General features: G+C 39.3%; 23 protein-coding genes. 19 read left to right on the top strand and 4 right to left on the bottom strand.

The genetic code is table 11. From position 1 onward, the window contains the following. Nucleotides 1-57: 57 nt before the first annotated feature. Genes OK18_RS19125 through OK18_RS19110 form a run of 4 tightly spaced genes read right to left on the bottom strand, consistent with a single transcriptional unit; the run spans nt 58 to nt 3,846 of the window. Nucleotides 58-1,401: a phage portal protein family protein gene (locus OK18_RS19125; protein WP_053329046.1), complete on the bottom strand. Its 1,344-nt coding sequence runs from the start codon at nt 1,399-1,401 to the stop codon at nt 58-60. Between the two features lie 2 nt (nt 1,402-1,403). Further along, nucleotides 1,404-1,865 carry a hypothetical protein gene (locus OK18_RS19120; RefSeq protein ID WP_053329045.1) on the bottom strand — a complete coding sequence of 154 codons (462 nt, stop codon included), beginning with the start codon at nt 1,863-1,865 and terminating at the stop codon, nt 1,404-1,406. A gap of 12 nt (nt 1,866-1,877) precedes the next feature. Then, nucleotides 1,878-3,413, bottom strand: a complete 1,536-nt coding sequence (locus tag OK18_RS19115) for a hypothetical protein (RefSeq protein WP_053329044.1) — start codon at nt 3,411-3,413, stop codon at nt 1,878-1,880. After that, complete coding sequence (locus tag OK18_RS19110) at nt 3,406-3,846, bottom strand: DUF1804 family protein (protein ID WP_053329043.1); 441 nt, start codon at nt 3,844-3,846, stop codon at nt 3,406-3,408. Before OK18_RS19110 ends, OK18_RS19115 begins: the two co-directional genes overlap by 8 nt. A 129-nt stretch (nt 3,847-3,975) precedes the next feature. On the opposite strand from OK18_RS19110, the gene OK18_RS19105 reads away from it, so the two are divergent. From OK18_RS19105 to OK18_RS19015, 19 genes are all read left to right on the top strand, one after another. Next, complete coding sequence (locus OK18_RS19105) at nt 3,976-4,968, top strand: phage protease (protein WP_053329042.1); 993 nt, start codon at nt 3,976-3,978, stop codon at nt 4,966-4,968. Between the two features lie 6 nt (nt 4,969-4,974). Then, nucleotides 4,975-5,937, top strand: a complete 963-nt coding sequence (locus OK18_RS19100) for a phage capsid protein (protein WP_053329041.1) — start codon at nt 4,975-4,977, stop codon at nt 5,935-5,937. 12 nt (nt 5,938-5,949) lie between these two features. Further along, nucleotides 5,950-6,360 carry an N-acetylmuramoyl-L-alanine amidase gene (locus tag OK18_RS19095; RefSeq protein WP_053329040.1) on the top strand — a complete coding sequence of 137 codons (411 nt, stop codon included), beginning with the start codon at nt 5,950-5,952 and terminating at the stop codon, nt 6,358-6,360. 15 nt (nt 6,361-6,375) lie between these two features. Beyond that, complete coding sequence (locus OK18_RS19090) at nt 6,376-6,897, top strand: hypothetical protein (RefSeq protein WP_053329039.1); 522 nt, start codon at nt 6,376-6,378, stop codon at nt 6,895-6,897. 23 nt (nt 6,898-6,920) lie between these two features. Beyond that, nucleotides 6,921-7,298, top strand: coding sequence for a hypothetical protein (locus OK18_RS19085; protein WP_053329038.1), 378 nt, complete (start codon nt 6,921-6,923; stop codon nt 7,296-7,298). Between the two features lie 5 nt (nt 7,299-7,303). Continuing rightward, nucleotides 7,304-8,464 (top strand): DUF2586 family protein, encoded by a 1,161-nt coding sequence (locus OK18_RS19080; protein ID WP_053329037.1) that lies wholly within the window; start codon nt 7,304-7,306, stop codon nt 8,462-8,464. Between the two features lie 3 nt (nt 8,465-8,467). Next, nucleotides 8,468-8,905: a hypothetical protein gene (locus tag OK18_RS19075; protein WP_053329036.1), complete on the top strand. Its 438-nt coding sequence runs from the start codon at nt 8,468-8,470 to the stop codon at nt 8,903-8,905. A gap of 19 nt (nt 8,906-8,924) precedes the next feature. Next, nucleotides 8,925-9,362 (top strand): hypothetical protein, encoded by a 438-nt coding sequence (locus OK18_RS19070; protein ID WP_053329035.1) that lies wholly within the window; start codon nt 8,925-8,927, stop codon nt 9,360-9,362. Beyond that, nucleotides 9,355-9,537, top strand: coding sequence for a hypothetical protein (locus tag OK18_RS19065; protein WP_053329034.1), 183 nt, complete (start codon nt 9,355-9,357; stop codon nt 9,535-9,537). Before OK18_RS19070 ends, OK18_RS19065 begins: the two co-directional genes overlap by 8 nt. A 5-nt stretch (nt 9,538-9,542) precedes the next feature. Continuing rightward, entirely contained in the window at nt 9,543-11,297 is a 1,755-nt protein-coding gene (locus OK18_RS19060; protein ID WP_156173336.1) for a tape measure protein, read from the top strand. A gap of 1 nt (nt 11,298) precedes the next feature. After that, nucleotides 11,299-11,940 carry a DUF6046 domain-containing protein gene (locus OK18_RS19055; protein WP_053329032.1) on the top strand — a complete coding sequence of 214 codons (642 nt, stop codon included), beginning with the start codon at nt 11,299-11,301 and terminating at the stop codon, nt 11,938-11,940. Continuing rightward, on the top strand, nt 11,940-13,046 hold the full coding sequence (locus OK18_RS19050) for a hypothetical protein (RefSeq protein WP_053329031.1): 1,107 nt from the start codon (nt 11,940-11,942) through the stop codon (nt 13,044-13,046). Before OK18_RS19055 ends, OK18_RS19050 begins: the two co-directional genes overlap by 1 nt. After that, nucleotides 13,012-13,500 (top strand): hypothetical protein, encoded by a 489-nt coding sequence (locus OK18_RS19045; protein ID WP_053329030.1) that lies wholly within the window; start codon nt 13,012-13,014, stop codon nt 13,498-13,500. Before OK18_RS19050 ends, OK18_RS19045 begins: the two co-directional genes overlap by 35 nt. Then, a complete protein-coding gene (locus OK18_RS19040; RefSeq protein ID WP_053329029.1) occupies nt 13,497-13,721 on the top strand; it encodes a hypothetical protein in 225 nt (74 codons plus the stop codon). The genes OK18_RS19045 and OK18_RS19040 overlap by 4 nt, the downstream gene beginning before the upstream one ends. 1 nt (nt 13,722) lies before the next feature. Continuing rightward, a complete protein-coding gene (locus OK18_RS19035; RefSeq protein ID WP_053329028.1) occupies nt 13,723-14,016 on the top strand; it encodes a hypothetical protein in 294 nt (97 codons plus the stop codon). Then, nucleotides 14,013-14,309, top strand: coding sequence for a hypothetical protein (locus OK18_RS19030; RefSeq protein WP_053329027.1), 297 nt, complete (start codon nt 14,013-14,015; stop codon nt 14,307-14,309). The genes OK18_RS19035 and OK18_RS19030 overlap by 4 nt, the downstream gene beginning before the upstream one ends. Nucleotide 14,310: 1 nt before the next feature. Continuing rightward, nucleotides 14,311-15,174, top strand: a complete 864-nt coding sequence (locus OK18_RS19025; protein WP_053329026.1) for a hypothetical protein — start codon at nt 14,311-14,313, stop codon at nt 15,172-15,174. A gap of 194 nt (nt 15,175-15,368) precedes the next feature. Beyond that, entirely contained in the window at nt 15,369-15,668 is a 300-nt protein-coding gene (locus OK18_RS21370) for a hypothetical protein (protein WP_156173335.1), read from the top strand. Between the two features lies 1 nt (nt 15,669). Continuing rightward, complete coding sequence (locus tag OK18_RS19015; RefSeq protein ID WP_053329024.1) at nt 15,670-16,494, top strand: phage baseplate protein; 825 nt, start codon at nt 15,670-15,672, stop codon at nt 16,492-16,494. Nucleotides 16,495-16,497: the final 3 nt, after the last annotated feature.

Raw genomic sequence — 16,497 nt, 5'->3', positions numbered from 1 at the left:
CTATGATCCCACCACATACCTCACAATGATGGGCATATAAATTGTTAAGCTGCCCGACTATAGTCGGGCGTGGTCGAAAAAATCAGCAAGCTTTTTAAAAAACGGATCCAGGAATTTAGATTTGGAAAAATCAGAAAGGTTTTCGGTTTCTTTGTCCTTCTTTTCTTCTTTCTCTCCGGGCTGTTTTTCCGGGGGCATAGGGTTGAAATTGGCTTTTTCATCCATTTTTTTTCTAAGCTCATCGTAATTGTCGGGTTTTGGCAGACCGTAGGTATCATACCAATAATCATCGGCAATGGGAACTTTTTCCGATACCTGAAGATCGATTTCCAATCGTTGCTTTAGCCTTTCAGGATCCAACTCTTTTTCATATCCGAAATAGCCGCCCTCAATATTGTATCCATAGGATCTAAGGATATTTAAAAAGTGATCTGAATTCAGGTAATTCTCTACCATTGTCAAATCCGAAGCAGTAATCTGTTCCTGTTGTTCTCCATGCTCTTTGGCCTGAGCATAACCGGAGCCCCGTGTACTTGATGTAGTTTGTGTATTACCCAGAATACGGATCGCCATTTCTTCATTACAGGCATCTTTAAATGAAAGCTGAAGCTTTCCGTCCCCGTTGCTTTGTTTTCCGTCCAGCATCTGGAATTTTGCCTGTTTAGGGATCATCATAGCAAGAGAATTGCCAGCTTTGTCAAGCATTCCTTTAAGCTCCTGTTTCGTTTTTGTATCGTAGGCGTCGTATTCCAAAATACGGACTGGCTGCCCGAATATTTCGACGTATTGGGCCCAGTCTCCAAAGTTTCCACGTTTATAAATAGCATACATGGAACAGGCCAGGAGCTTTCCTAAATCATCCTTTTTGCCAATAACCCAGACAAATGGAAGCTCATCTATTCTATATCCTGCATCAGCAGAAATGCCGTATTGACTTTTAGTAATCAGCCCTTTTTCGGGCTTAATGTGTTTTCTTGGGATTTCATCAAAAGCAAACTCTCCCCCGATTTTAAATTCAACCCCTGAAATTCCCCAGAATACAGACTCCATAATTTTACGAATCAGGTCACGTCCTGTTTCTCCCTGCATCAAATTTGAGATCTCCTCAACATCTTTTCCGTCCTTATCGTAGAACTTTAATTTTTTATTGAGTACAAAATCAATCCTTTTATCAATAATACCGGATAAGTAGCCATCCATAGTATAGATATCATGATACAGGTCATAGAGTAAAGCCCTGTTTGGAAAATAAACCTGCTCAGCACTTACTATAGCATCCCTAAGGGAACCAATGTCTTTCCGGCTTCGGTCCGGAGAAACTATGGTTAGATCATGAATTAAAAATGGTGGGTAAACTTCGTGAGGTTGTTCAGCAGATATTTTGTTTCTTTTCTTTTTCATTGCTAAAATCGGTTTATGCGTTTTTTGGTAGATGTCCAGTATACATCATCATACATGGTACTCTCATCAATATCGGGTGTATCAGGATCGTCAGGTTTATACGGCCATTCCGGATTAATGGCTCCGTTTCTGATTTCATACAGCCATCCCGGCTCTTCCTTGGTTCCGATCATCATCATATAGTCATCTCGAAACAGATCGAGCTGTACTGCTGGGTTAGCCTTTCTTACTAAAAAGTAGGCAGCAATAATTTTGATACACTTTTTAAGGCCCTCGTCTTTAACTGTCGGGGCAGTGGCCACAGTTCCAAAAAGGGCTTTTAAATCGTATTTAAACAGAAAACCTTTGGCAAAATCTTCCGCAGCTCTGATTTGGGCTTCCTGCTCTTCCTTTGATGTTCTGGTGATCTCATTAACCACCTCAGGATATAATTCTGTGACTAAATCTTCCGGTGTTACTAACATAGTTTAATATTTTTAAAGCCTGTGACGGCTTGGTTTACGTTCCCACATTTCTACAGCGCCCAAAGCCTCGGCAGCTCTTTTTTCCTCAATAATAGATACTGCTCCTTCTACCATGTCGGGACCATCCAGAAGCTTTGCTTTTGCATTGGCATTTTTAAACTGTGCCTTTAGTCTCATCATATGAGGGTTATCGCTTTCTTTTTCATTGAAGGTTAATCTTTCCAGTCGGATCATGGGCTCCAGATTACCTTCAATACGGGTCCATTTTTCTGGCTTCTTCCTCTCATCAGGACGGATAGGCAGAATAATACCGAGTTCATTCGATTTTCCGTAAATCAGCGGTAAAAGGACCTGCTCATAAAAGGGATTTTGGAGTGTATTGTTTTCTATATATACATAGATCACATCTACTCCTGCATTTTTACATATGATATAGGCTTCAAAAAGATATTCGATAAATTTGGCATTCGTCATTTGATCCACCCATGCTTTATGGATATTATAATCCATTCCTTTATTAGAAATAATCCCAATAGCTTTGCTCGAAGATTTTTTACTCTCGCTATTGCTGGTAGCAGGGTCAGCATAGATAATGACATAATCACACTGTTTTAATTTAAACGGTGACTTATCAATCAGGTTTTTAAATACTTTCCCTCCATCCATAGGATTATTATAGTATTCCTTTTGCATGGCTTCATAGCTCATATTACGCAAAGCAATATCGATTAGCTTTTCTGTGTTTTTCTGTGGCCATGTAGATTTTCCATTCTCATCCCGGATGTTGATAATTTCCCATGAGTCAGCCCTGGCACCCATTACGGTAACACAGCAATAATCTGCTATGACATTTCCACAGGTAATCAATAAAAGCCCATTAGATATGGATCTGGTAGGTATTAATGCTTCTTCTATCCATTTGACACGCTTTTCTATGATTTCGGGGTTTCTGCAATCTTCGTCAGTATCGATATCATCAATCAGAATTACATCGGGACGAATTTCATTATTACGTGTACCCCTTGGTGACTGTCCGGCACCCAGAGCCCGGAAAGCCACTCCTTTTCGGGTGGTAAACTCTCCGGCCTCCCAAGAGCCTATTTTCTTTTGTGCCCCGTAATCATTTATAATCCTGTTATTCCTTTCAAGGATTAACATATATGGCATTAGTAGCCTTTCGGCATTATCGTAAGAATTTGAAATTAAAAGGATATTTTTCTTTTTCCCGGTTAAAGCAAGCTTTAAAACTTCCATCATTGTTCGTCCCGATTTGGAAAGCTCACGGGCCCATGACCGCACTAATTCAAATTCAGAGTTTTGCATGACTTTTTTAGTGGACACTAAGTGAAAATCAGCAGGTTCAGAGGTATAGAAGTTTGGGAAATAGAATTTAAACCACGCTTCGTTGTCAGTTTCAAGCCTCTTAATTCTTTTAAGCTTTTCGACAGACGATTCTGTAAGATCAATAGGGGTAGCGTTGTCAATATTATCACCGAATTCCTTCCATTCCGAAAGCCACTCTTTATCTGTTTTTTTTCTCTTAGCCATTTCTTACCCGGTTATTAATGTACTCGTCAAAATAATTTTTGAATAGTTTGGCATCGTCAAGATTGATTTGCTGAATGAATGTGATAACCTTTTTCCCGGTTTCTATAATTTCACCAAGTCCGATTTCTACTTCCAGTTTTTGAATATTGGAAGTAATTTTACTCATGGTGTCAGCCTCCGTATTGGTAGGGATGTTATCTCTCTCCTCAATTTTAGAGGAAATGGTATCTAATTGATTATACCATCTTGCTAATTGGGTATGCCTCGTTGTTAAGAGACTTTTTCTTAAGGCGTCCCACCCGTCCTCTTTACACCATTTTCCAACTGTTTTCTCAGTTACCTTCACACGCTCTGCCACTTCTTTTAAGGTAATTCTTTCCCCTACATAAAGAAGCTTTGCATGTTCGCGTTGTTGCTGTTTACTTGCGGCCATTTTATACTATTTCTCGATACAAAATTCACCTTAAACAGACTGATAATAAAATAGTTGTGCAATCCTTGCGCAAGTATTTCGGTATGCTTTGAAAAAACAAAACCTTTGTATTCAGAAAATCAAAAGCCTATGAGCGATAAGTTTAAAAAGATTGATAAGGAGTTCTGTTTAACAGATAATTCTGTGAATGTATATAAGTACAGATGCTTAACAGAGGGACTTCAAATTGATGAAATTAAAAAGAACCCTATAGGATATTATTTACATGGAACTAAAGAATTCCCACGTGAAATGGGTGTTCTTGTCAGATGGGAAGACTTTAGGACAGAGGGTGATAAAGTATATGCAAAACCTTGTATTAATCTATCGCACCCCCGTGGTGAAAGAACAGTTAACGAAATTGAAACTGGCTTTTTAAATGCGGCCTCTGTGGGTAAAATTACAGTATTAAATGCATCTAATGATAAGAGTTTAATGCTTGAAGGTCAAGAAAGACCTACAGTAACAAAATGGTTTCCCAGAGAAATATCATTAGTCGATATACCTGGTAATTACAGCGCATTAACAAGCCTTTATGACATGGAAGGTAATGAATTAAATCTCTCTGATCTTGAAAATTTTACAATCAAAAATACTATGAGCAATACCCTTGATGCTGCAAAGATTCTTGCAGCCTTAAATCTAAAAGACGGTGACGAACCGGAAGTTTTAGCAGCGATCAATAATTTAGTTGATAAAGCTAATAAAGCTGATGAATACAAGACCTCTTTAGATACTAAAGAAACGGAGCTGAAAGATTTAAAAGCAGAAACGGTGAAAAAACAGGTGGAAGACCTTATCGACAAAGGTAAGAATGATAAGAAGCTTACCCAGGAACTGGCTGCCAAACTTTCCGCTGATTATGCCACTAACCCTTCCGGATTAAAAGATTTGATCGACACTTTACCTGCCCAGGTTTCCGTGACGGAGAAAATCAAAGACGGAGACCAGGAACTGGAGAAATACAATGGTAAATCATGGGATGATTTGTGGAGCTCCAATGAATTGGAAACGGTAAGACAGAAGTATCCTGACTTGTATACCAAATTAAAAAACGAAAAATACCCTGACTTAAAAGACTAAAATATTATGGCAAATCCAAAAGTACCACAGGAACTGTGGGTCTCATACATTATAGAGAAATTGTGGAAAACGAATCCACACCTAAAATTATGCTTCGATGAATCGAAGTTCGTAAAAGGCGGTTCTATCGTCTATGTTCCACAGGCAGGGGCAAAACCTAACGTGGTTAAAAACAGGCCTAATATTCCGGCAGTAGCCGTTCAGAGGGGTGATACAGTGGTATTCTATCCGCTGGACGTCTATTCTACCGATCCGACCGTAATCACCTGGACAGAAGGTATGGAAATTTCTTACGCCAAAACAGATTCTGTTTTAGGTGATCATACCAATACACTTGTAGAAACAGTGGGAGATGATATGCTCTATAATTGGGTTAGAGGTTTCAAGCCAATCGCAGGAGGAGGTTCTGTAGTTGAATATCTGCCTGCAAGCAAACAGATCAAAACTACCGGACCTGCTACAGCAGTAAACAGTGTGGACGGCCAGACTGGGCAAAGAAAAGGTTTACATCACAAAGAGTTCCAAAAGGCTCAGGCTATGATGAATAAGGATAACGTTCCGAAAGAAGGGCGTTATGCGATGACTGAATCTAATATGTATCAGGAATTCATTGATTCGTTATCTGCCAATCAAATGGCAGCATTCCAGGCAACTGCCGACCTTGCGAACGGAATTGTCGGAAAATTTGCCGGATTCACTTTCTTAGAAAGGAGTTCAGTATTGGCATTTGATCCGGCTACTAATCAGCCTATTTTACCGGGTGAAGCTTTAGCCGGGGATTCTAATCTGGGGTGCTTACTGTGGCATAAAGACAGTGTAAGTAAGGCTACCGGAGATACAGAACTTTTCCAGGACATGAGAAATCCATTGTACTATGGTGATGTCCATTCAGGACTAATTAAAACAGGTGGCAGATGCCGTAGAGAAGACTGGAAAGGAGTTATGGCTATTGTTCAGGATGCTGTTTAAAATTTAACCATTATGAGAAAAATTCAATATATAGCCGTGCATTGTTCCGCTACGTCTCAGACCGCGACAGTGTCAGCCATCCAGAATTACTGGAAAAAAGAATTAGGGTGGAAAATGCCCGGCTATCATTATATCATCAAAGCGGATGGCGAGATCGTTAATTTATTGCCTATCGATCAGGTGTCCAACGGTGTAAAGGGATACAATTCTGTAAGTATCAATATTTGCTATATAGGTGGTATTGATGGAAACGGAAAGCCCAAAGACACCCGTACCCCGGAACAAAAGGAAAGTTTATTAAAGATTTTAAAGACTCTGAAAAAGGAGTTTCCAAAAGCCATCATCCAGGGGCATCGGGATTTCCCGAAAGTAGCCAAGGCATGTCCATCCTTTGATGCGAAAACCGAATACCAAAACCTTTAAAACCTTTAAAACCTAATGAAACGTACTTTCTTCTTCATATTTTGTGTTTTATTATTTATTATTCCATTGGGGACCGTGGTTTCCTGCAAAGTAGTGAAACCACCTGCCCCGATGGTTATTGAAAACACAAGAGAGGTTACTAAGACCATCCGGGATACAGTATATAAAATAGAGGCTGACAGTTCCTACTATGAAGCCTATATCGACTGTATTAACGGTAAACCCATACTCAGGGAGATACAGGAAACTCAATCAAAGTCCCAACCTGGTAAAATTATTAATATTCCTAAAGCCTCTATAAAAGGAAATAAATTGAGTGTCGAATGTACTAAGCAAGCGCAGAAATTATTCAAACAGTGGAAAGAAACCTATATCAAAGATACCAAGCAGACTCCTGTTTACATCGATAAACCAGTATATAGAGACAAACCTCTTACCTGGTTTCAAAATGTACAGATTTGGCTCGGGAGAATATTTTTAGGACTTATTACCGCTATACTCCTCGCCGTTATTCTCAGATGGAAAAGGATTATTTAAAGAATATTTAAAAATTATTTAAAATGAAAAAATATATAGATAAAGCACTCGATTATTTTAAGCGTCATCCGCTGAATGAGGAGTGTTATATTACCTCAGATGGCCGTGTATTCCATACCGCCGGAGCGGCCCAGGGATTTGCTGGAACGCTGGATGATCAGACGATCGAGTCTTACAATAAAAAAGTGTTGGAAAAAGAGGGGAGGTCAAATGATTTAATTTCAGGTTCTGAAGCTGAAAGAACAGCTAAAATTAAAGAACTGGAATCCTTAGAGCTGAGCTCAGCGAATTACAACCTGATGAAACCACTGGTTAAATTCTTCGGTATTGAAACAGCAGATCAAAAGGCTGAGACACTGATCGCAGCATTAACAGAATTCAAAACAACTCTTAATCCATAACCATTATGTCACAAGGAACTGGAACGCCTAATGTTATTACCAAGGTAACAAATGGCAACTTGCAGCGTCAGGTGCTGGTAACTGACGGCGTTGCAGGAATTGTAGGAACCGCCGCACTGGCGGCCAATATCGGAAAGGTAGTGACTGTTTATTCTTTGTCAGATGCAGAAAGCAAAGGATATACTTTGACAGATGAACCTTTTTTACACAGGCATATTCTGGAGTTCTATAATGAGCTTGGCGGAAGCCAGGAGCTATGGATTTTGGGAACTGAGGATACCATGACTATGGAAAGTGCCTGCACTTCTACGAATCCAAACGGGGTGAGAAAATTATTAACCATTTCAAAAGGCCGGGTGAATCTGGTAGGGATATGCAGAAAACCTGCTGACTCTTATGATGCCGGAACCGGATTTCTGGATATAGATGTACAAAATGCCTTGGTTACTTCAAAAGTATTGGGACAGTACCAGCAATCTATTAACCGTCCGGTAAGATTCCTGATCGAAGGGAGAATTAAAGATGAAACGGTAATCCCTATTTTTAAGCCTGTTTCAGCAGAGAATACTTTTGCAGGTATCGTACTGGGAGGGACAAAAAATGACAATTCGGCATCTGTAGCAGTTGCCTTGGCAAGAGCAGTTAAATATCCGGCCCACATTAAGCTCGGAGACGGTACTAACGGAGTTTTAAGTATTACCAGTGCATTTATCGGAAGTAAGTCTGTAGATGAATTTGACCCTGTAGAACTGAATAACTTCACCGATGCCGGATACATTCATTACCACACTAGAGAAGGGATATCTGGATATTTTTTCAGTGTTGATAAAATGTCAGGGAATGATGACTTTAGAATCCTGGTATACGGAAGACTGATCGACAAAGCTCAAAGAGTAGCGACGTCATCATCTATCCCATTTTTGGAAAGTTCAGTGCGAATGACCAAAGAAGGAAAGATCAACGATGCAGATGCCGCTTATCTGGAGCAGAATATTAAATCTCAACTCCTTTTACAGATGGCCGGACAGATCAGCGATGCAGATGTACTGGTCCCAACAGATCAGGATCTGATTAATACCAACACACTCGAAATGCAGGTGAAAATCCAACCTTTAGGATATCTAACCTGGATTATTTTAAACCTCGGGCTAACAAAAACTATTTAAAAGATGAACATTAATATCACTACCTCAGAGTGTGCATGGGCGCATTTTGAAGTAAAAATACTAAACCGTGTCATTAAAGGTCTGCGTGGCTTTGAGAGTAAAAAGACGGTAGATGCTGAACACCTTTACGGAGCAGGTATGGAGCCCATTGATATCACAAAAGGGAATATTAAATATGAGGGAAATATCAAAATATTAGGATTTGAGGCAGATGCGATGAACAAAGCTGCCCAGGATGCCGGATATGATGATATTACCGAAGTTCCGCACGAGCTGATAGTTATTTCTATTTCCTTTAAACGTAGGATTACCGATAAAATAAAGAGTTACATCTCTACAGGGGTCCAGTTTTTAGAGGATGGAGTTTCTATGGATCAGGGAGCTAAAAACAGGGAAATAACCCTTCCGTATATCGCCATGAGCAGGCAACAATTACATTAATACTTTAATAAATACAACTATGAAACAATCGATTAATACAGTATCAAATGATACCAACGAAAAACTACAGTCCATTTTTGCTAAAAGAAAATCCAAAGAGGCAGAAAAAGAAGCCAATTCTAAAAAGAATGAGGTAAAAGACAAAACTCCTTTTATTGAAAGGTTTACAGAGGCTCAATTGAACCAATGGAAGGTTGAATACGGAAATCGTGATCTTATTTACCTTAAAGTAGATGATTTTCTGGCCGTACTACGTCCACCATTGGCTGAAGACTTAGGAGATTATCTGACTGCTATCGGAATGAATGGAATGTCTAAAGCCGTTGCCATGATTATCGAACAGTTATGGCTTGATGGAGATTATCAGTTAATCGAGGATGAAGACCTGTTTATTGCTGTATTCCTTCAGATGAATAACATCTTAGAAAGCAAGAAAGGCGAGTTTTTTCGTGCTTAACGAAAAAGGAAAACAGGACTTTGAAAAAAGAGATTCTGGGATTGAATATCTGATTGTTTTCGGTTCCATGCAGTTTGGTGCGGATGCCTTAGAAAAATGGGGAGATGAGAAGTTCTTTTACCGCACCGGGATAGCCTTGGAAATCTGGAAACAGCAGCATGAAAATAAAATGTAGATATCGTGAGTAATATTGTTGAGTTTGTTGTAAGAATGAAAGATTTGATGAGTGGGGGCTTAAATAAATTGAGCTCCACCTCTCAGTCTGCATTTAACAGAATGGCTCAACATGCTGACCGGATGACTCAGCGTAACCGAACACTGGGAATGAGCTACAACGAGCTGCAAAGAAGAATCCGGGAGGTAGAAAATACCATTAAAAATTCTACCATAACAAGCCAGATTGCAGCCGCCAGACGTGAGCTGGCTTCTTTACAGAGACAAGCAGGAAGGCACACCGGAAACATCGGAGGAGGTAGCAGCTCTTCCGGTTCCGGAGGTGGAGGTTTCAGTATCGGAGGTATGGCGATAGGCTCCATGCTCGGTAATATAGGGATGAACATTGCGTCAGCTTTTCTGGGAGCAGTAAAAGATGGTATAGGAGCGGCAATTTCAGGCTCTATGCAAAAGGAGAAAGATGTCGTAGGGCTTTCCACGTTTTTAGGAGATGCAGGGGCCCAGGCTGCTTATCAGAATATCCGGCATGATGCAGAGATCTCTTCTTATGATACAGGAACCCTTCTCAAAGCAAACAGGGCTCTGGTAAGTGTAGACGGTAATGCAGCAGCAGCCAGAGAAGATATTATGAACCTTGCTAATGCGATATCGGCCACAGGAGGAGGAAATGATGAACTTCAGCGGATGGCGATCAATATGCAGCAGATTAAATCGCTAGGTGTCGCTTCCGCAGCGGATATCAAACAGTTCGGATATGCCGGGATCAATATCTACGGATTACTTTCTAAAGCTACAGGCAAGAGCGTAGAAGATGTAAAGAAAATGGAGGTTTCTTACGATCTCCTAGCAAAATCACTGGCTATGGCCAGAATGGAAGGCGGTCTATATGAAGGGGCCTTGGAGAAAATGAATAAAACGATGTCCGGGAAATGGGAGTCTGTAAAAGACAGAGCAACCAATGCTCTTACCGATATCGGGGATTCTTTCAGTCCCATTATAGTAAGGGTTCTCGATGTAGCAATCACGATGTCAGAAATGGTTCAGCCAATGCTTGCAAAAGCACAGCCTTATATTGATATGTTATCTAATGGGCTCGGAAAGGCTATTGATTATGTTCTGAACTTAGGAAATGGCACCAGCATGTGGGGGAATTACGTTGCTGTCCTTATGGAGTATTACGAGGTACTTTGGAGGGTTGTAAAAGGACTTTTATCTACGATATGGAAGATTATATCGGGAATCGTTGACTGGGTTTCAAAAAGTGAGCTGATACGGGATATTTTTAAAGGAATGCAGTTTGTCCTGATCAGTATTCTAGAGGTTGTCGGCTGGATTGGTGAAAAAATTGGTTGGGTTTGGGATAATATTCTCCGTCCTTTTCTGGATAACCTGGAGGGGGCCTATAAGATGATTAAAGATATACTGGGCCTTTCAGATAGTACTTTAAAGGTTGAAGTCGATAAAACCACCAAGACGGACAAACCTACTGACCCTAAAAGTACGGCTTACTTCTCAGACCTTACTCGATTTAAAAATGCCGGAGCTGGTGAAGACAAAAAAGAGAAAAATAAAAAGAAATCCAAAGAAACCGGAGATACGATCGCCGGAGGTGGAACAAAGTATATTACCATAAACCTCGGAAAATTCTTTGATAATATCCAATTTACCACCATGAATATGAAAGAAAGTGAGCAGGATATTGAGAGAATCCTTATGGAATTAATGGGTAGAGTATTGTACAACGGAGCAAAAAATATGTAAAATGACCCCAACAACAGCTAACGTAATTAATATATATAAACTTTATGGTGAAGTATTTGGAAGGCATTCGTATCATGTGCCGGAATCTAAACCTTTAAACATTGATGTAAGTTTTTCAGGAATTCCACAGAATGAAAGACCAAAGGGGACGATACATTATGGTTCCAGGTTTGGCCAATCTTTTAATAAGGTGGGGGCATATGGTCAGGATATATGGTTTCCTATAAAGCTTACCGGATCTAAATTGGTAGGTGGTAAAATTGAGCCTATCGAATTACCGATTGACATCTGTACTGTTTCGGTTAATCTTATGAGTACAATTGTTAATACTCCGGTAGTTGAGCGAAAAGGAACGGTAACGGAAATAATCAATATTGAAGATTATAAATTTACAATCCGGGGCTTCCTGATAGGGAAAAACAGAACTGTTCCTGAACAACAGATTCTTGATTTAGTAGCATTAAAGGAAAGTACTTTTGTAAAAACTCTTCAGGGAGGTTATGCAGAATTATTTCTCCCAAGAGATTGCAGGATTGTCATTTCTGAATTAGAATTTCCCGAAGTTCAGGGACAAAATCATTGGATTAGACCCTTTCAATTGACTTGTAAAAGTGATTTTATAACCGATTTAGAATTTTTGTAATGGCATTTTACTTAACCAGCAAGATCAGCATAGGAGATTACAATAATATCAAACCCAATAAAGTGTCTTGGAAGACAGATGTAGGAAACTTTATTGATACTTGTAATATTACATTACCAAGAATCATTCACATGATAAATGAAAGTAATGATGAAACCAAAGATTTAAACCTTCCTGAAGATAAAAAACTGGTATATCAATTCAAAGAAGGAGATAAAGTAAGTGTTCTTTTGGGGTATAATAAAAAAAACGAAAAAAGGTTTGAAGGTTTTGTCCGAAATGTTAAGCTCGGAATTCCGGTGGAGCTTGAGTGTGAAGGCTATGGTTATCAGCTCTATGATATTATTTTTAATAAAACGTATGCCTCTGTTACAGTCAGACAGCTACTACAGGATGTGACAGCAGGAACCGATATCAAGCTTTCTCCAGAAATGCCGGATATTCCACTTAAAAATGTAAGGTTTAAAAATGCTACCGGAATCCAGGTATTGGAATATCTGAAGAAAGAATGTCAGCTCGCTGTTTATTTTAATTTCAGTGAATTGTATGTAGGAACACTTTTCGGAAAAGTTCAAAAGCGTGCAAAAATAAAAATTGGATGGAATACAGTAAAAGATGATGATTTTCAAAAAAGGAAAGTAGATAAAAACGTAAAAATAGTAGTCCGGGAAAAAGACCAGAAAGGTGAAGTGACCAAAACTAAGAGTACCCTAAAAAAAACAGAAATTCAAAAAGAAGCTGATCGAAAACGTAAAGAAAAAGAGCGTCAAGAAAAGGCACTTAACCGGGTTATGAAAAAATATGATGACGAAAAAGAAGTAAAAATAAAAGCGGGTATACCTTCCCAATATGTAAAAGAGATAGTAAACAGGCTTCAAATAAAAGAAAATTACAAAGGCTATGAAGGAAATATTCAGCTTTTCCTGGTGCCTTATATTAATAAAGGAATGGTATTAGAGATCGATGGTGGAATGTATCCGGAAAAAACAGGAGATTATTTTGTTGAGTCGGTATCGGGCGAATTTGGAATGGGAGGAGGTAGACAAACAGTTCAATTAGGATTTATTTGGGATGGCAACACCGGAACAGTTACGGGCAGGGTTTGAAAGTTTGGCTAAAAGCCTTGCTCCTGCCGTCAGCAATATAGCCAGGGTAAAGTCTGTTAACGAAAGTCAGGCTACCTGTATTCTGATTGATGAAGATGACCAGGAGTTTTTAGATGTCCGGTTAAAGCCTGTGATTTCTGATAACAAAAGCTTCCTTCAGATTCCCAAAATCGGAACCTATGTACTGGCTGTTAGGGTTGAAGATGATGACGACTGGATGGTGGTAGCCACTGATCAGGTGGATAAGTTTCTCTGGGTAGTTGGAGATACCAAACTGGAACTAACGGACAAAATCTGTATGGAAGCAAATAATCAGAACATGCTTAACCTTTTACAGCGGCTTTTTACCGTGATAGAGAGAGGATATCAGACCAATATGGGGGTAACTATTCAATTGATTCTACAGGATGAATTTTTAGATATAAAAGATGATTTTAAAAAGCTTTTAAAATGAGTTTAAATACAGGAAAACCAATATTACTCAATGATCTTTTGGAGATATTCACTTCGGAAGCTTCTGCAACCGAGAAGCCGGAAGAATCCCGGCAGAGAATAGCTAATAAGCTTGCGGATGCAATAGATAAATTCGTACGAAGTGGTGAGGTAAAAGTTACCGTAGCCACAACAGGAACAGCTACAGCTCAAACAGGCACAGGAACCGGAAATATAACATAGAATGCCAAATGACATCCTTTTAGACGATAGCTTTAATATTATTATTAAGAACGGAGATTTTGCTATAGGTGAAAGCACTTATCAGCATCAAAAGATACTCCTCTTGGCAGATAAAGGACAGTTCAAGTCCGCTCCCACCGTTGGGGTTGGTTCAAGAAGGTATCTGGAGAGCCCGAATGTGGATGATCTGGCACGGGAGATAAGACAGCAATTTGTCAGAGATGGAATGACCATAAGGGCATTAAGAGTGGCAGAGGATTTAGAAATTAATATAGATGCTATATATCAAGAGTGAAAAGAATAATAGTACTTCCTAATCAGTCATTGCTGGATATTGCTGTACAGCATACAGGCAGTGTATACAATACATTTGCTATTGCTGTAGCCAATAACCTGACCATTACAGATGATCTTACCACGGGTAGTGCTCTGACGATCCCGGATACGGTACAGGAGGATAAGTTTGTACTCAATGAATATGTGTTAAAGCGCATAGAGCCTGCCACAGGCATAACCGATCCATCGGTAATTCCACCGGAAAAAGGCATCGGATGGATGCAGATTGGAAACTCCTTTAAAGTAAGTTAAAATGAATAAGACTTTTGCAGAAATTTTAGCGGAAATGCTAGCCGCAAAGAATGCTAATCCTGCCTTAAATGGTATGGATACCAATTCAAAAACTTCAGTATGGAGACAATTTTTGGAAGTTGTGGCCTGGACTATTTTAAATTTTCAGTTAGCAGCTCAGCTTCATTTACAGGAAATACAGGATTTAATTGCTAATCAGAAGGTTTTTAACCTTAGAAAATACAGGTCTGAAGCTTTACGATTTCAGTACGGTTTTGATCTGATAGAAGATTCAGACCGTTTCAAAACAACTTTTATTCAAAATGGTGTAGAGGTAGAAGCTACCGAGGAACAGATCGAAGCTTCAAAGATTATCAAATATGCTGCGTGTAACCGGGTTATATCTGGGGGCAGGGCACGTATTAGTATTAAGATCGCCCCGGAAAACTTAGACGATATCTTCCCTAATGATGTAATGACAGCATTCGGAAGATACATCGAAGAGATTGCTCCTGCAGGTGATGCCGTAGCCTTTGTCAACTATCTGCCGGATATGCTCAGGTTTTTATTTAAAATAAAATATGATCCTAAAGTATTGCTCCCAAATGGAATGCACATCGTAAATGCCAATTATCCGGTACAGGATGCCATCAGGCTGTTTTTACTTAATCTTCCATTTAACGGGGAATTGAGCATCCAAAAGCTGGAAGCTGCCATATTAGCGGCTGAGGGCGTAGATGACTTGCAAACGATTTTAGTAGAGAGTAAATGGATAGATCCATCTGTAGGAGGGTATGGACTGTATCAACCTGTTAATATGTCAGTGATCCCACAATCCGGAAGGTTTAAGATCGAAGATTTTTCAGGGCTTCAATATATCGTGTAAATATGGATGATAAAGTATACAATATTGATTTTAAAAAGCTCGCCATACTTTGGCTGCCTACCTTCTTTAGAACATTGGAAATTATTGTGTATTCTATAGTACTCATAACGCCCCTCATGAGTCTGTATATCTTATTTCTAAGGACCCGAAAGGAGAATTTAATACGAATGCAGATCACGTGTCAAAAATTTTCCATGCAGAAAAGGCTTAATGATCTATTTGATAATAAAGAACGAAGAATACGTATCGTTAAAGCAGTCCAGTATGAGGGGCTATACTTATACACAGAAGCTGAGGACGATGCCTTTAAAAGCAAGACAAAGTGGCTTTTCGGAGATGAAAACCCGATTTACCTCAGAACCGAATCAGAATTGTACAGCGAGTTTGATTTTATTGTGAGAATTCCCAATACAGGAATCAATGAACTTCAGCTACGTGCAGAAATAGAATATTACATGCTTCAATCAAAAAATTATACAATAGAAATAGTTTAAAATGAAACTCAATATAAATTTTTTACAGACGGGAGGTGTCCCATTGACAAATGATCTGATGTCCGATATCATGGAAGCTATTAAATTCTATGATGTACTTGGAGATTTAGCCGGACACTTAACGATTCTTTCAGGATGCTTAATTACCGGATCGAATGTAAGCCCGGGAGTTGTAGCCATTAATGGAGAGATCCTTTATTTTGAAGGAGGTAGTATTGTTTCAACGGTTTACATTCATACCGAACAGATTCCAAAAACATTCCAGGATCAGACCGATAAAATTTTGATTGAAAAAAAGATAGTCAAATTCGGATCAGGTGCAGTAAGTTATAACTGGGATGATTTCTTTAGACTTAAAACCCTTGAAGAAATCCAGACCAGGGCTTTTAAAAGTGCTTCCCAATCTGATTTAGATGCAATAAAACAGGATGTCGAATTGCTAAAACTGAAAACGGCTCCCATTGTTAACGGCGGTATTGCATGGGCATGGTTTAAGCCTCTGAACGAAATTCCTGCCGGTTGGAAAGAATGTACCGACATTAGAGGAAAAGTAATTGTCGGGCTTGATCCTAACGATCCCGATTTCTTAAACCTTAAATCAACTTTAGGAACGAAGACACATACATTAACAAAACCTGAACTTCCTGATTTTGGTTTGAGTTTCCAACTTGGTTTGGAAAAGGTCGGAACCGGGAACAGAAATGCACTGAGCCGCCAGGGAGGAAATGAATACACACAATGGATTTCCTCGGGAGGATCAAACCAGCCGCATAACAATATACAGCCTTCTATTATCGCCTATTTTATAGAACCTAATCTACCATAACAA

The organism is Chryseobacterium gallinarum (genome assembly GCF_001021975.1).
GTDB classification, from domain to species: domain Bacteria; phylum Bacteroidota; class Bacteroidia; order Flavobacteriales; family Weeksellaceae; genus Chryseobacterium; species Chryseobacterium gallinarum.
Note: the sequence above shows the minus strand (reverse complement) of the source record. Positions and strands in the feature narration are given on the sequence as shown.

Coding starts and splice junctions, on each gene's coding strand:
- OK18_RS19090 (WP_053329039.1), top strand. CDS start 6,376: ATGAAACGTACTTTCTTCTTCATATTTTGTGTTTTATTATTTATTATT.
- OK18_RS19055 (WP_053329032.1), top strand. CDS start 11,299: ATGACCCCAACAACAGCTAACGTAATTAATATATATAAACTTTATGGT.
- OK18_RS19110 (WP_053329043.1), bottom strand. CDS start 3,846: ATGGCCGCAAGTAAACAGCAACAACGCGAACATGCAAAGCTTCTTTAT.
- OK18_RS19115 (WP_053329044.1), bottom strand. CDS start 3,413: ATGGCTAAGAGAAAAAAAACAGATAAAGAGTGGCTTTCGGAATGGAAG.
- OK18_RS19125 (WP_053329046.1), bottom strand. CDS start 1,401: ATGAAAAAGAAAAGAAACAAAATATCTGCTGAACAACCTCACGAAGTT.
- OK18_RS19085 (WP_053329038.1), top strand. CDS start 6,921: ATGAAAAAATATATAGATAAAGCACTCGATTATTTTAAGCGTCATCCG.
- OK18_RS19050 (WP_053329031.1), top strand. CDS start 11,940: ATGGCATTTTACTTAACCAGCAAGATCAGCATAGGAGATTACAATAAT.
- OK18_RS19120 (WP_053329045.1), bottom strand. CDS start 1,865: ATGTTAGTAACACCGGAAGATTTAGTCACAGAATTATATCCTGAGGTG.
- OK18_RS19105 (WP_053329042.1), top strand. CDS start 3,976: ATGAGCGATAAGTTTAAAAAGATTGATAAGGAGTTCTGTTTAACAGAT.
- OK18_RS19045 (WP_053329030.1), top strand. CDS start 13,012: ATGGCAACACCGGAACAGTTACGGGCAGGGTTTGAAAGTTTGGCTAAA.
- OK18_RS19095 (WP_053329040.1), top strand. CDS start 5,950: ATGAGAAAAATTCAATATATAGCCGTGCATTGTTCCGCTACGTCTCAG.
- OK18_RS19015 (WP_053329024.1), top strand. CDS start 15,670: ATGAAACTCAATATAAATTTTTTACAGACGGGAGGTGTCCCATTGACA.
- OK18_RS19080 (WP_053329037.1), top strand. CDS start 7,304: ATGTCACAAGGAACTGGAACGCCTAATGTTATTACCAAGGTAACAAAT.
- OK18_RS19070 (WP_053329035.1), top strand. CDS start 8,925: ATGAAACAATCGATTAATACAGTATCAAATGATACCAACGAAAAACTA.
- OK18_RS19100 (WP_053329041.1), top strand. CDS start 4,975: ATGGCAAATCCAAAAGTACCACAGGAACTGTGGGTCTCATACATTATA.
- OK18_RS21370 (WP_156173335.1), top strand. CDS start 15,369: ATGCAGAAAAGGCTTAATGATCTATTTGATAATAAAGAACGAAGAATA.
- OK18_RS19075 (WP_053329036.1), top strand. CDS start 8,468: ATGAACATTAATATCACTACCTCAGAGTGTGCATGGGCGCATTTTGAA.
- OK18_RS19025 (WP_053329026.1), top strand. CDS start 14,311: ATGAATAAGACTTTTGCAGAAATTTTAGCGGAAATGCTAGCCGCAAAG.
- OK18_RS19040 (WP_053329029.1), top strand. CDS start 13,497: ATGAGTTTAAATACAGGAAAACCAATATTACTCAATGATCTTTTGGAG.
- OK18_RS19035 (WP_053329028.1), top strand. CDS start 13,723: ATGCCAAATGACATCCTTTTAGACGATAGCTTTAATATTATTATTAAG.